Consider the following 14,712-nt stretch of genomic DNA (forward strand, 5'->3'; position numbering starts at 1 on the left):
CCGTATTATAGCGGAGGGATTTATGAAAGAAGAAGTTTATCACGCAAAAATATTGAAGGCACTCCAATCAAAAGAGTACATTTCAGTAAGAAGAAGAGTATTCCGGCAGTTAATAGAATCGTTAATTTATGAAGAAATCATTACGCCGATTCGTATACAAATGGGAGAGAAAATACTTTTTATTATACAAGGTCTTGATGAAAATAATCAAAATGTAACGTACCAATGCTATGGACAAGAACGTATGACATTTGGGCGTATTTGTTTACATGACTCATTAATAATGAGAGTTCAAGATGAGGAAGAAGAAATACAATCAGTTTCACAATTTTTACAGGAGATTTTTCGAATTGTTCAAGTGGATCGAATGAAATTGGATTCTTTTATTCAAGAATTAGAACAAACAATCTTTAAAGATACGATTGCACAATATGAAAGAAGTAGTGTGGAAGAATATGTTGCGAAATCGTACGATGAGCTTGAAAGTCTCTTAATAGATGGACATCCATATCATCCTAGCTATAAAGCACGCATCGGGTTTCAATATCGTGATAATTTTCAATATGGTTTTGAGTTTATACAGCCAATAAAGCTTATATGGATAGCAGTTCATCAGAAATATACGACTGTAGGTTATGAAAATGAAGAGAGTTACAACTGTATTTTGAAAGAAGAAATCGGAGAGCAGAAAATCGGAGAGTATTTAAATCGTATTCGAAAAATGGGCTGTGATTCGAAGCAGTATATGTTTATACCTGTTCATCCTTGGCAGTGGGGGAACTTTATTATTCCGAATTATGCTGACCATATACAGGATAAATATATTATTTATTTAGGGGAAACAGCGGATGATTATTGTGCGCAACAGTCTATGAGGACATTGCGAAATGTTACGAATCCAACGAAGCCGTATGTAAAGCTATCAATGAATCTACTCAATACTTCAACTATCCGTACATTAAAACCACATTCGGTTGTGAGTGCACCGGCTATATCGAATTGGTTAAATGAAGTAGTAAATCAGGATTCTTATTTAAGGGATGAATTGCGTTTGATTTTGTTAAAGGAATTTTCGAGTGTAACGTATGATTCGAATAAAAAGGCTACATACGGTTCATTGGGATGTATTTGGCGCGAAAGCGTTCACAAGTATTTGGATGAACAGGAAGATGCAATTCCTTTTAACGGATTATATGCTAAGGGGAAAGATGGTACACCGATTATTGATTCGTGGTTAAAGAGATATGGAGTAGAACACTGGCTACAATTGCTTATTCAAAAAGCAATTATACCAGTTGTACACCTCGTTGTAGAACATGGAATTGCGTTAGAATCACATGGGCAAAACATGATTTTGGTTCATGAAGAAGGAATGCCGACCCGAATTGCATTAAAAGATTTTCATGAAGGACTGGAGTTTTACCGTCCTTACTTGAAAGAATACGGGAAATGTCCTGATTTTACGAAAATGCATAAAACATATGCAAATGGAAAAATAAATAATTTCTTTGAAATGGATCGTATTGAATGTTTGCAAGAAATGGTTTTAGATGCGCTTTTCCTATTCAATCTAGGTGAATTAGCTTTCGTACTGGCCGATGAATATCAATTGAAAGAAGAGAGATTTTGGATCATGGTTGTCGAAGAACTAGAAAATCATTTTAGCAGATTTTCGCATTTGAAAGAACGTTTTGAAGCACTACAATTATATACACCTACATTCCATGCAGAGCAATTAACGAAGCGGCGTTTATATATGGATGTGGAATCACTTGTTCATGAAGTTCCAAATCCATTGTATGGAGCAAGGTAACTTAAAATACAAAAATCAGTTGTTACAGGGGGAAATCATGCTAATCGTTAATAAACAAGAATATAGCAAAAATGATTTTGAATTGAAATTACAAGTTTACGAGGAAATGGAACAGTTCCAAGAAGCAGAAGGAAATAGATTTGCCCTTTGTCTAAAAGATCCATTTGATATTATTACACTTGTGTTTTTCCTACGAGAAAAGAGAGCATCTGTACTACTTATTCATGAAGATACACCCAAGGATACAGCTATTGAAATGGCAAGGCGTGCAAATTGTACTGGACTTTTATACGTAGAAAGTAACGACTTTATAAAATTAGAAGTAGAAAAGCCATTGCAAGAAGAACCTTCGTTATTACAATATAGTTCAGGAACAACAGGGGAACCGAAACTGATTCGTAGAGCATGGACGGAAATTGAAACGGAAATCGATGCTTACAATGAAGTTTTAAAATGTGATGAAGACGAAGTGCCAATCGTTATGGCTCCCGTTTCACATTCATACGGTCTAATTTGTGGCACGTTATCTGCAATTACGAGGGGTAGCAAGCCTATCATCATTACTAATAAAAACCCTAAATTCGCATTAAATATAGTTCGTAATACAGAAAAACATATCATATACGCAGTACCACTTATGCTACATATTATGGGGAGTTTTCCACAAGGGACTTTTCAGTTTCATAAAATTATGCCATCAGGGTCACCTTTGCCAGAAACGCTATTTTACAAGCTGAAAGGGATGACGAAACATATGATGCAGCAGTATGGATGCTCTGAAGCTGGTTGCATTAGTATATGTCATGATATGGAAACACATTTAGATTTAGGAAAACCACTTCCTCATGTAAGTATTAACATTGGTTCAGATGAAAATGAGCCGGAAGAAATCGTAGTGAAAATTGCGGAAAAGGATATTTATACGAAAGATTTAGGGTATAAATCTGAGCGGGGCCTTCAATTTATGGGGCGTATGGATGATGTTATTAATGTATCTGGTCTAAAGGTCTTTCCTATAGAGGTGGAAGAAACGATGCTTCGACTAGAAGGCATTCAAGAGGCAATTGTATATCGCGGGAAGCATCCTGTGATGGGGGAAATAGTAAAAGCGAAAGTAATCTCTCGTATTGAACCGGTACAAATAAGAGAATGGTGCATACAGCACTTACCGTCTTACAAAGTACCTCATGAAATTGAAAGTGTAACAGAGATTCCGAAAAATAAAACAGGGAAAGTAAGTCTGAAGTTATTAGAGAGGGGAGAGATAACAACATGAGTCGTGAAACTTTAAAAGATGCAGTATTAAGCATTATGAGAGAAAAAATGGAACTGAAAAATGTAACGCATTTAGAAGAAACGATGCGTTTAAATCAAGATTTATATATTGATTCGGTAATGATGTTGCAGCTTATTGTATACATTGAAATGGAATTAAAGTTATGTGTTCCAGAGGATGAGATAGATCCAAAGGCGTTTCTTACAGTAGGCTCCTTGCTTGACTTTATGGAAGAGTTACAACCGTTACAAGCAGTAAATGTGAATAACTAACCTTTGAGAAAGTGGATGAGAGTATGACTTCAATTAAAGTTCACTGTTTAGTGAGTTGTTTTTGTGAAATTATAAAAAGGCGTAGTGACATAGATTTCCGTCCATTTTATTTCGGATTATGGGATGGAGACTTTGATATAACAGAAGGCGGGATTATTTCTTATCATTCCGAAAATATTAACCATGACAATTATTTGCTTTGGTATGAAAAATTGTATGGGATAAAAGTGAACGAATGGTATGATCATTCAAAAGGTAAGAGTATCAATGTAGAAACATTTTTAGAATTAGTGGAAAATAAGCCTGAAAATCGTTACATAATTGTAATGGTCGATATGTCTTTATTACCAGAGAGAGAAAATAAGTTTCATCAAAAACCGTTTCCACATTATTTAATGATATCGAAAACAGAGAAAGAAAATGAATGGTTCATGCTTGATCCTGATTTTCGCTGGGAAGGGAATATGGAAAAAGATAAAGTGCTTCACTCGGTTAAAGACAACCCATTTGGTGGAGGCTATTTCATTGATATAGAAGGAATTCAGGAGCCAAAACAAGAGATAGTAGAAAGTTATTTCATGGAAACATTCAAAAAGAATGATAATGAACTAACTATGGAATTAAAAAAATTAATTAAAAAAATGGTAAATGAAGAGGATGGGTATTCACTTTCGGGGCTCGTAGCGGCAGTAAAGCAAATACCCGTATTGGCAATACGTAAATATAGCTATGAACATGCCTTTGCATACTTCCATGAAACGTTACAATATTCGGAACAAGACTTTGATTATTGGTGTGATCTAGTGGAAGACATTGTACAAGGATTTACAAATGTACAGTACCGCGCAATCAAAATGGCAATGACAAAAAATAAAGATATGTTAATAACAATTGTTGAGAAGCTTGATGAAATGAATACAATTGAACTGCAAATTAAGGCTGAATTAGTGAGACAGTTTCTGTCATGGAAAGATATGAAAACAAATCAATCTGTCTTAACTTTTTAAAGCAATCTAACTGAATTTAAGATAAGGGAGTTCAAACCTATGAAATATTCACTATGCACAATTTCATTTCGCCATCAACTAATTTCATTTACTGATATTGTTCAATTTGCATACGAAAACGGTTTTGAAGGGATTGAGTTGTGGGGGACTCATGCACAAAATTTATATATGCAAGAGCGTGAAACGACAGAGAGAGAGCTGGATTTTTTAAAGGATAAAAATTTAGAAGTTACGATGATAAGTGATTATTTAGATATATCATTATTAGCAGATTTTCAAAAAACGCTGGAAAAATGTGAACAACTGGTAACACTAGCTAATTGGTTTAATACAAATAAAATTCGTACGTTTGCTGGGCAAAAAGGTAGTGAGGATTTCTCGGAACAAGAGAGAAAAGAGTATGTGAAACGAATTCGTATGATTTGTGATCTATTTGCTCAGCACAATATATATGTCTTATTAGAAACACACCCAAATACATTAACGGATACTTTGCCTTCTACTTTGAAATTGTTAGAAGAAGTAGACCATCCATATTTGAAAATAAACCTTGATTTTCTTCACATATGGGAGTCTGGTGCAGAACCGGTAGACAGTTTTCGTCGACTAAAGTCGTGGATACAACATTACCATTTTAAGAATATATCGTCAGCTGATTATTTACATGTGTTTGAACCTCATAATGTATATGCCGCAGCTGGAAGTCGTAAAGGAATGGTTCCATTATTTGAAGGTATAGTAAATTATGATGAAATCATTCAGGAAGTGAAAGATACTGACCATTTTGCTTCACTAGAATGGTTTGGAAATAATGCGAAAGATATCTTGAAAGAAGAAATGAAGGTATTAACAAATAGAAAATTAGAAGTAGTAACTTCATAAGATGGAATGATGTAAGAGTCTCGTTTAAGAGACTCTTTTTTTAAAAAGTAACAATAACCAAAAATTACCATGTATTTAATTTCGAATTTGATACAATTTAATATATATAAGGAGGTGATCGGTAATGGCTAGAAATCGTAACGCTAATCAATTAGCATCACATGGAGCACAAGCAGCTCTAGATCAAATGAAATATGAAATTGCACAAGAGTTTGGTGTACAGCTTGGAGCTGATACTTCTTCACGTGCAAACGGTTCTGTAGGCGGTGAAATTACAAAACGCCTTGTAGCGATGGCAGAACAACAGCTTGGTGGCGGATATACTCGCTAAATGTAGAAGGTTATAGGAGAAAGGAAGGGTTCTTCCTTTCTTTTTTATTTTCAATTAATTGGTATGGATATATTGTGAACAGGATTCAAAGAATAGGAGTAATGCTATATTTTACCCAATTTCTTTTGTTGTAAATGGAAAGTAGTAAAGATGAAATAGCCCTGGTGGAATGTAAACATAATTTCCAGCAGGGCTATTATATGGTAAGAAATATATGATGAAAGGTTCCGAAATCAACATGTTAAAAAAAGAAAACTGTTGTTTAATTGCACTTGCATCAGTTCCACTTGTTATGACGTTAGGTAATTCAATGCTTATTCCAATCCTGCCAACCATTGAAAAGAAATTACATATTTCATCTTTCCAAGTATCCATGATAATTACAATTTATTCTATCATTGCAATTATACTTATACCGATTGCTGGTTATTTATCAGATAGGTGGGGACGAAAGATGGTAATGGTTCCAAGTTTATTAATTGCAGCTATTGGAGGAGCGATAACGGGCTGGGTATCATGGAAAGTTGATAACCCTTACATTTGGATTCTTATCGGAAGAGCAATTCAAGGGATAGGTGCTGCTGGTGCTATGCCAGTTGTCATACCATGTGTAGGTGATTTATACAAAGATGAAAAACAGGTTAGTGCAGGTTTAGGAATTATTGAGACGTCAAATACATTTGGAAAAGTATTGAGTCCCATATTAGGATCAGCTCTTGCAGCTATTGTATGGTTCTTACCATTTTGGGCGATTCCAGTTTTATGTGTAATATCGATTATTTTACTACTGGTACTAGTAAAGGCGAAGAAACAAGAAGAAGAAGTCCCACCACTTAAAGAATTTATTCAATCTATTATCTCTACGTTTCGAGAAAAGGGAAGATGGTTAATTGCCATTTTTATACTAGGTGCAATTATTATGCTTATTTTATTCGGAATACTTTTTTATCTGTCAACTATACTGGAGTCGAAGTACGATATTCATGGTATATGGAAAGGGTGTGTACTCGCTATTCCTTTACTTGTACTATCACTTAGCTCATATATGGCTGGTAAAAAAATTGGAGATAAACAAGATATTATGAAAAAGTGTATTTATATTGGATTTTTACTGGCTGCTGTATCTGTCTTCTTACCTTTATTCCTAAAAGGAATCTATTTGCTAATTCTTTGTCTCGTTATTATGGGGATAGGAATTGGTATGGCGTTACCATGTTTAGATGCTCTTATTACACAAGGGATTGAAAAAGAGCAGAGGGGGACAGTTACGTCATTTTATAGTTCAATGCGATTTATCGGTGTAGCAGCTGGACCACCCCTTTATTCTTTTTTTATGAAAGGATCGGACCATGAAGTGTTTTATTTAACGAGCATCTTCGCTGCTATTGGTGCTGTCATTGCAATTATTTGGATTAAACCAGCAAAAGATAAAATGATGTTAAAACAGGAACCGGAACCAACTTCATAATCCGAAAGAGAATTGCATGCTAATTACATAACATGCAATTCTCTTTAATTAGTTAGGAAAAATAACTTGTTTTAACATATAAAGTGCGACTCCCCATATGATTAGCCCTGAAAATTTATTTAATACTGTAATCGTTTTTCTTGTCGAGTCTAATCCTTTTAGAAATTTTCCAACAAAAGCTAAACTAATAAACCAAATCCAAGAAACTATAATTGTTGCAAAAGTGAAAGCCCATTTCTCACTTCCTATGTACTGTATAGAGTTTGTTCCGATTACACCAATTGTATCTAAAATTGCGTGTGGATTTAGTAATGAAACCGATGCGGCGAAAATAATTTGATTTTTTAAAGGCATGCTTTTTTCTTGTTTTACATCATTTGAATGATCACTTCTCCAAATAACCCAGCCCATATACATAAGAAAGAAAAATCCAATCATATACAGAGTAGTTGTTAACCAAGAAAAAGTAAGGAGTACAAGGGATACACCTTGTACAGCAATTAATATTAATAATGTATCACATATAGATGCAGTCAAGACTACAGGAGCAGCTCTCCAAATATTTGGTTGACTAGCGCGCCTTGATTAAAGACGAAAACATTTTGGACACCTAATGGAATGATAAGACCAAATGCAAGGATGATACCGTGAATAATTGCTTCACTCATCATATTACCTCCTACTTAATTTGATTAGTTATGATAGTGTATATTGTATAGAAGAAATGAAAATTTGTATCCATCCATATGGTTGGATAGGTTACCAACCATAAAGTATGTGAGGTGATATAATGGAAAGGCTCGTTTGGAAACCTAATATGTCTTCGTCTATTCCTTTATATAAACAAATAGAATCTTATATAAAAGAAAGGATTGTTAATGGGGAATGGACAGTTGGAACTAAATTACCTTCACAAAGAGATTTGGCGCATACGTTTGAAGTGAATCGAAGTACAATTGTAATGGCTTTCGATGAATTAGTAGCAAAAGGATATATTGAGGGGAATGGCCGGAAGGGAACAATTGTTATAAATAATAGTGAGAGTACTTCTACATATGCCCCGCCTCCAAACTGGCAGTCTTATGTAGAAACAGGACTTCATTATCCGAATCTTCCTGCTGTACAAGAGATTAATCAAGCTGAATTTACTCCCAATGTAATTCGATTAGGAACAGGTGAACTTTCACCGCGTCTCTTGCCTGAGAAAAAGATGAAGGGTATTATTAGTAAAATTTTACAATCAAATGTTACACTTGGGTATGAGGAACCGAAAGGAAATCTCCATTTAAGAGAAAAAATTGCGGAATATTTAAAAGGGCATGGGGTATATGTATCTCCTGACTCTATTTTAATTGTTTCAGGGGCAATTCAAGCACTGCAACTTATTTCTATGGGGCTTCTTCCGAAAGGAGCGTCAATTTTATTAGAAAAACCATCATATTTATATTCGCTTAATGTATTTCAATCAGCAGGAATGCGCTTGATTGGAATACCAATGAATGAGAATGGTATAAATACTTCATATATTACAAAATATAAGAAACAATTTAACGCATCTATTTTATATACAATCCCATCTTTTCATAATCCGACCAATTTTAGTATGAACACTAAGAAGAGGGAAGAAGTGATGGAGATATGTAATGAAATTGGATTACCTATTATTGAGGACGCGGTATATCAAGATTTATGGTTCGATGCACCAGTTTCAAAGCCTTTAAAGGCATATGATAAAAATGGTATCGTGCTACATATTGGAAGTATGTCCAAAGTCATTAGTCCTGGTTTAAGAATTGGCTGGGTTGTTGGATCAGAATCCGTTATTCAAAGATTAGCAGATATAAAAATGCAAACTGATTATGGTTCAAGTTCTATATCCCAGCAGATTGCAGCGGAGTGGTTTGAAAATGGATTGTATGATGAACATTTACAGTTTGTAAGAAGTGAATTGAAAAAACGTAGAGATTTTATGATAAGTATGTTAGAAAAGTATTGTAGTGGCATTGCAACTTGGCATGAGCCAGTAGGAAGCTTTTACATTTGGCTACATATAAATCTACCAATTTCGAATCGTAGTTTATTTGACAAAGCTTTACAAGAAAAGGTGTTATTAAACCCAGGCACTTTGTATGATAGAAGTGCTAACCAATTTTTACGTCTTTCTTATTCCTATGCAACTGTAGAAGAAATTGAAGCTGGAATAAAAAAGATCGCGCAATTAATTAAAGGGTAAAAGGAGAAAACCATGAAGCAATATGTGATTTGCCAAATGATTGATGGAGATAAATATTTAGCTGCTTATGCGGAAACAAAACAGGATGCAATTGAAAAAGCAGAATTATTAGGGTTAAGAACTGGAAATCGTTACATAGTAATTACTGCAGAAGAAGCAGAGGGGTTAACTTATCCTTAAACAATAGGAGAGTACATAAGAAGTAAATAAGCCTAATAATGTACTATATTATTAGGCTTATTTACTATTAAAGTGTGACAGGGAAAATAATATAATTATGAGTCAAGTTGACGGAAATACCGATTTGTTTTTCGATCCTGATTTCCGTCTCTATATTCATCAACATATTGCCTGAAGTTCCAGGATTGCAAAAACTTATTAGCGGCATTATAACCAGAGTTATAGAGCCATTCTTTCTCTTCTTTAGTTAATTGAAAATTAGTACTTGTAATGGTTCCTGTTGGAATTGTAATAGTTCTAGCCTTTGATTCTTTATCTAAATGACGTAAATCATGAGCTTGCATCATTGTTTTAAATAGTCCTTTGAACATGGAAATAGGTTCTTCATAGTGGGCGGGATCAGCTTGAATCTCATCTTTTACAAAATGAAATCCAAAGGTAGGCCAGCGAGGAGAAGTCGGTGAATCGAAAATCCAAATTGGATAATTACTTAAGATACCGCCATCAACCATATAACAAGGTTGTTTCCATTTCGGTGTTCTCCATTTCACTGGTTCGAAGAAGAAAGGAATGGTTCCACTCATTCTTACTGCTTTAGCGATAGGGAAGCGATAATTTGAAAATCCGTAGTTTGGCAAGTCATCGGGAAAAATAACCATTTTACCATTGCTTATATCTGAAGCGATAATTTTGAGTTTATTCAAGTCTGGTAAGTCTGTAAACAAATGAATTCCTTTTTTTCTAAGCAGGTCTTCTAGCCATTCTTCGAGAAATACATTTGAATAAATGCCTAGAGTAGACCAAGCGCTTAATCCTTTACCAATAAAGGGGATTCTATCAAGAAAAGTTTTTTTAGTGAATTTTTCATAATCAATGTCTGTTACAATAGTTTTTAATTCGGAACAAGAATATCCTGCTGCTAGAAGAGCTGCAATAATAGCACCGGCTGATGTTCCAGCTAAACGTTCCCATTCATAACCTTTTTCGGCTAACGCGCAAATTGCCCCTACATGAGCAATTCCGCGTACACCGCCTCCCTCGAAAACACCATCAATCTTCATTAAACATACTTCCTTTCAGATGGAAAATTTGAAAATGGCAAAAAAGCACGTATTGTACGCGCTTTTTTACAATAGTTTTTAAGTTTACTAGCAGCCGAATCCGCCGCCCCAACAGCTAGCTCCGATGATGATTAGAAGGATAAATAAAACGATTAATAAAGCGAAACCTCCATAACCACAACCACCGCAACTACCGCCGTAACCGTAACCACCGCCGTAACCACCGCAACTATATCCGTAACCCATGTGGAATTCCTCCTTATATTAAAAGTGAAAATGAACGAGGGAAAGTATACTGTAAGAAATTATGAGATATCATGTTTGTAGGAACAATGTATACTATGCTCTTTTAAACTTGTTCGCGTACGAGGGATAAGCCCGTTTTTTTGAAGGCTTGTTGATTTTACGATGAATGGAGTATAATCTTTGTGCTATGATACAAATAAGTATGTAAATGTAAGGAGAATTTATGGATAAAAAAATTGAAGTATTAATTGATAAATATGGACTGACACATTTAAAAGAGGAGCTTATTAATACTGTATTTCCTTGTGTAAAAGTTGTGCCAAAACAACAGGAAACAATTGCGATAGGTAGTTCGAAAATGGGCGGAGTTCCTGATTTGCCGGGTTCATTTGAATATCCAACATACAAAGGGAGTCCTCTATACTTTATCGCACAATTTAATTTAAGTGATTTACAAAACGTTGGCATGGATCATAATCTTCCTAAGACAGGGATGTTATATTTCTTTAGTATTGAAAATTACTTTGAAGAAGATGTGGATCCAACCAAAGCTGGACGTGTGCTTTATTATGATATCCCTGTAGAGCAATTACGTAGAGCAGATGAAATACAAGCGAAATATAACCAGTGTGCAATTACTTTTGAACTGACATATAAATTACCAGAGCTTTTCATTGAAGATGAGGCTGATTCAGATCGTTTCTTGCAATTACTTGAAGAGCTAATCCCAGACAACTATGATAATCATCAAATGTTTGGAGAACCATTCTCTGTACAAGATGAGGTATTGTACGAGACTGAACAATATATGGGGATAGATCCACAGCATATGAAGCTCTTATTCCAAATTGATTCAGATACTAAAAATTGTAATATGATGTGGGGAGATTTAGGAATGCTTTATTTCTGTATTGGAAATGAAGACTTGAAAAATCGACATTTTGAAAATACATGTTGTGTGTTACAAACTTGCTAAAAAAAGGGTTGTTCTTTTTCTGAAAGAACAACCCTTTTTAAAATGTTAAATATGCATAATCTCATATGACCTTTTTTGAAAAGTATTGTATATTTATAGAATATAAGGAGTGACGAAATGAGAAAGACAAATAAGTATGTAACAGCTGCCCTGCTCTGTTCAACAATTGTAATGGGTGGCTTACACGCGTCATCTGTATCTTACGCAGCTACGAAATCGACTGTAGGTACTACACAATCAGATGCTAAATTGTTAGATGATTTTCGAAAAGAATTAAAAAAACATATTGATAATCGAGATGAAAATATTACAATCGCATATAAAACAAAAGGTAGAAATGCTAGAGATGTTATGGACCAATTATACAAAGAATATAATAAAATTGTAGATGCGGATGAGTATGTAAAATATAATGTAGCATCTACTAAGTATTCTATAAAAGGTATGCCAGGGAATTATACGTTTACATTACAAGTGGAGTATCGTGAATCAAAAGAACAAACACAGTATGTAAAGTCTCAGGCGAAAGCAATTGTAAATTCTATCATTAAACAAGGTATGGATGAACATGAAAAAGTGAAGGTAATTCATGATTATGTTGTGAAACATGTATCTTATGATACGTCTTATCAAGCGTATACAGCGTATGAAGCGTTAGCGAATCGTTCTGCAGTTTGCCAAGGATATACATTATTAACATATCAATTATTGCAAGAAGCAGGTATTCAAAATCATATTGTAACAGGTACAGGGAATGGACAAGCTCACGCATGGAATTTAGTGAACATTGATAACAAGTGGTACCACCTTGATACTACATTCGATGATCCGGTTCCAGATAAAGCTGGGCGCGTGACATATTCATATTTTAATATGTCAGACGAGCAGTTAAGCAAAGACCATGAATGGGATCGTAGTAAATATCCAGCGGCAACTACAAGTTACTTCAATGAATTAACAAACAAAATAAAAGCCGGTAGTTCAAAAACTGTCGTATATGAGCAAATGTTAAAAGAAACAAATTTAAAGTATTTGTCTGCACAATATGGAGCGGAAACTTACAATGAATTTAAGGGGAAATTACAGCAACAATTTGCTTCCAAGCCAGAAAAAGTAGAAGTACGATATAAGCAGTCAATGGATGGAACGATGCAAGATATAAAGAAAGTATTAAATGAAATAACTTGGCCAAAAGGTGCAAAGCGTGTATCTTATCAAGTTGCGCCATATAGTGCAATGACAGGTTATTCATTAGCGACAATTACATTTACGTATTAATGAAAAAGAGCATCTTTAAAAGGTGCTCTTTTTGCGTTTGGTTATAATCCTATTGATTATTTAGAATTGTGTGATAAAATAATTGAAAATAGAGGACATGATAGCTGAATGAATTTGTTCGAAAATAATATATTTGCATTGATATATTTTTGTCTAGTAATCGGACTTATCGTTTTGTTTTTTGTATCATTTACTCTGTTCATTAAAAGATTATTGCAAAACAACACTATGAAAAAACAACATGTGATCAATATGAATCAGAAGTTAGATCGAATTATAGAATTGCTTGAAAAAGATAAAAAAGAATGATGGAAGATGTATAAAAAGGAGAAGAAAATGGCGAATTATATAAAGGAATTACGTGAAAAAATAGGGCATGATTATGTTATTTTGAATTTTGCAGGTGGTTGTGTATTTAATGAATTTGGTGAAGTACTTCTGCAAAAAAGAGGGGATTTTGATGCATGGGGATTTCCGGGCGGTGCAATGGAAATTGGGGAATCTGCCGCAGAAACTGCCATTCGAGAAGTTAAAGAAGAAACAGGATTTGATGTAGAAATTGATGAGCTCATTGGCGTGTATACGAAATATTTTCAAACATATCCGAATGGAGATCAGGCACAGACAATTGTAATATTCTTTAAGTTTTCAATCGTTGGAGGGAACAAAAAAATAGATGGTGATGAAACGTTAGATTTGCAGTTTTTCCCTTTAGACAAAATGCCGCCATTGTTTAATAAACAACATGAAGATTGCTTGCATGATTTATTAGAGAAAAGAGTAGGGGTATTTCGTTAATATATAGAAAAGAAGCTAATTTCCATTTAGCTTCTTTTTCTATATAATTTACTTCCACCAATCATCAAACATAGATGCTGGGACTTGTCTTTTATGTTCACTCACTTTGTAACGCTTCTCGATCTTTTCAGAAACGTCAGCTGGAACGGATTTACCTTCTAAATAGTCATCTAATTGATCGTAAGTAATGCCTAGCTCTGTTTCATCAGCTTGACCTGGTTTTTCATCTAATAAATCAGCTGTTGGCATTTTTAAGTAAAGTCGCTCGTCCGCACCTAATTCTTGTAATAAAGCACGTCCTTGGCGCTTCGTTAAACCTGTTAATGGTAATAAATCTGCACCACCATCTCCGAATTTTGTAAAGAAACCTGTTACAGCTTCAGCAGCGTGATCAGTTCCGATAACAAGTAATCCTTGTTGCCCGCCGATTGCATATTGTGTAACCATGCGGATACGTGCTTTTACGTTTCCTTTATTGAAATCTGTTAATGAATCTCCTAATAAATTTGTATATTGATCTGAAAAGGCATCAACAGTTGTTGCGATGTCAAAAGCAACGGATTGATCTGGTTTAATAAATTGTAATGCTAATTGTGCATCATCTTCATCCTTTTGTACTTTGTAAGGAAGACGTACAGAGATAAACGTTGCGTTACCACCTTCATTACGAACTTCTTCGACCGCAAGCTGCGCTAAACGCCCTGCTAATGTAGAGTCTTGTCCGCCGCTAATACCGAGTACAAATCCTTTTGCACCTGTTTTTCTTACATAATCTTTTAAGAAATCAATTCGTTTACGAATTTCTACTTTCGGATCAATTACAGGCTGAACATGTAATGCTTTCATAATTTGTTCTTGTAATGTCATTATGTTTTCCTCCTATTCATTTTA

At 34.5% G+C, this 14,712-nt stretch carries 16 protein-coding genes and 1 pseudogene; 13 read left to right on the forward strand and 4 right to left on the reverse strand.

The window, feature by feature from the left end; genetic code table 11:
* Positions 1-22: 22 nt before the first annotated feature.
* The 7 genes from MR071_RS07220 (at position 23) to MR071_RS07250 (ending at position 7,049) form a co-directional block, all read left to right on the forward strand.
* Complete coding sequence (locus MR071_RS07220) at positions 23-1,813, forward strand: IucA/IucC family protein (RefSeq protein WP_242235554.1); 1,791 nt, start codon at positions 23-25, stop codon at positions 1,811-1,813.
* A 37-nt stretch (positions 1,814-1,850) separates the two neighbouring features.
* The gene (locus MR071_RS07225; RefSeq protein ID WP_242235557.1) at positions 1,851-3,089 is read left to right on the forward strand and encodes an AMP-binding protein; all 1,239 of its coding nucleotides are present in this window, start codon (positions 1,851-1,853) and stop codon (positions 3,087-3,089) included.
* Positions 3,086-3,361, forward strand: a complete 276-nt coding sequence (asbD, locus tag MR071_RS07230; protein WP_002148642.1) for a petrobactin biosynthesis protein AsbD — start codon at positions 3,086-3,088, stop codon at positions 3,359-3,361. The genes MR071_RS07225 and asbD overlap by 4 nt, the downstream gene beginning before the upstream one ends.
* A 23-nt stretch (positions 3,362-3,384) precedes the next feature.
* Entirely contained in the window at positions 3,385-4,368 is a 984-nt protein-coding gene (locus MR071_RS07235) for a DUF6005 family protein (RefSeq protein WP_242235559.1), read from the forward strand.
* A gap of 39 nt (positions 4,369-4,407) precedes the next feature.
* Entirely contained in the window at positions 4,408-5,250 is an 843-nt protein-coding gene (locus MR071_RS07240; RefSeq protein ID WP_105586911.1) for a sugar phosphate isomerase/epimerase family protein, read from the forward strand.
* A gap of 124 nt (positions 5,251-5,374) precedes the next feature.
* Entirely contained in the window at positions 5,375-5,581 is a 207-nt protein-coding gene (locus tag MR071_RS07245) for an alpha/beta-type small acid-soluble spore protein (protein ID WP_000113539.1), read from the forward strand.
* 214 nt (positions 5,582-5,795) lie between these two features.
* Positions 5,796-7,049, forward strand: a complete 1,254-nt coding sequence (locus MR071_RS07250) for a bacillibactin exporter BcbE (protein ID WP_142395888.1) — start codon at positions 5,796-5,798, stop codon at positions 7,047-7,049.
* Between the two features lie 48 nt (positions 7,050-7,097).
* Here MR071_RS07250 and MR071_RS07255 read toward each other — a convergent pair.
* Positions 7,098-7,717: pseudogene (locus tag MR071_RS07255) on the reverse strand (LysE/ArgO family amino acid transporter).
* 122 nt (positions 7,718-7,839) lie between these two features.
* Between MR071_RS07255 and MR071_RS07260 the strand changes: the two are divergent.
* Positions 7,840-9,282: an aminotransferase-like domain-containing protein gene (locus tag MR071_RS07260; RefSeq protein WP_105586909.1), complete on the forward strand. Its 1,443-nt coding sequence runs from the start codon at positions 7,840-7,842 to the stop codon at positions 9,280-9,282.
* Between the two features lie 12 nt (positions 9,283-9,294).
* Positions 9,295-9,462, forward strand: coding sequence for a DUF3933 family protein (locus MR071_RS07265; RefSeq protein ID WP_000816387.1), 168 nt, complete (start codon positions 9,295-9,297; stop codon positions 9,460-9,462).
* Positions 9,463-9,557: 95 nt separating this feature from the next.
* On the opposite strand, the gene MR071_RS07270 is transcribed toward MR071_RS07265, so the two are convergent.
* Together MR071_RS07270 and MR071_RS07275 are read right to left on the reverse strand one after the other, a co-directional pair.
* The gene (locus tag MR071_RS07270; protein WP_105586908.1) at positions 9,558-10,523 is read right to left on the reverse strand and encodes a patatin-like phospholipase family protein; all 966 of its coding nucleotides are present in this window, start codon (positions 10,521-10,523) and stop codon (positions 9,558-9,560) included.
* Between the two features lie 87 nt (positions 10,524-10,610).
* Positions 10,611-10,769, reverse strand: coding sequence for a YjcZ family sporulation protein (locus tag MR071_RS07275; protein WP_002118476.1), 159 nt, complete (start codon positions 10,767-10,769; stop codon positions 10,611-10,613).
* A gap of 223 nt (positions 10,770-10,992) precedes the next feature.
* Between MR071_RS07275 and MR071_RS07280 the strand changes: the two genes are divergently transcribed.
* From MR071_RS07280 to MR071_RS07295, 4 genes are all read left to right on the forward strand, one after another.
* Positions 10,993-11,745, forward strand: a complete 753-nt coding sequence (locus tag MR071_RS07280) for a YwqG family protein (protein WP_105586907.1) — start codon at positions 10,993-10,995, stop codon at positions 11,743-11,745.
* A 117-nt stretch (positions 11,746-11,862) separates the two neighbouring features.
* Positions 11,863-13,023: a transglutaminase domain-containing protein gene (locus MR071_RS07285; protein WP_105586906.1), complete on the forward strand. Its 1,161-nt coding sequence runs from the start codon at positions 11,863-11,865 to the stop codon at positions 13,021-13,023.
* Positions 13,024-13,131: 108 nt separating this feature from the next.
* Complete coding sequence (locus tag MR071_RS07290) at positions 13,132-13,332, forward strand: DUF4083 domain-containing protein (RefSeq protein ID WP_002141377.1); 201 nt, start codon at positions 13,132-13,134, stop codon at positions 13,330-13,332.
* 27 nt (positions 13,333-13,359) lie between these two features.
* Positions 13,360-13,821, forward strand: coding sequence for an NUDIX hydrolase (locus tag MR071_RS07295; protein ID WP_105586905.1), 462 nt, complete (start codon positions 13,360-13,362; stop codon positions 13,819-13,821).
* Between the two features lie 48 nt (positions 13,822-13,869).
* Here MR071_RS07295 and nadE read toward each other — a convergent pair whose 3' ends face one another.
* Positions 13,870-14,688, reverse strand: coding sequence for an ammonia-dependent NAD(+) synthetase (gene nadE, locus MR071_RS07300; protein WP_105586904.1), 819 nt, complete (start codon positions 14,686-14,688; stop codon positions 13,870-13,872).
* Between the last annotated feature and the right edge of the window lie 24 nt (positions 14,689-14,712).

The sequence above is a fragment of the Bacillus cereus group sp. BfR-BA-01316 genome, from assembly GCF_022664195.1.
Taxonomy (GTDB): domain Bacteria; phylum Bacillota; class Bacilli; order Bacillales; family Bacillaceae_G; genus Bacillus_A.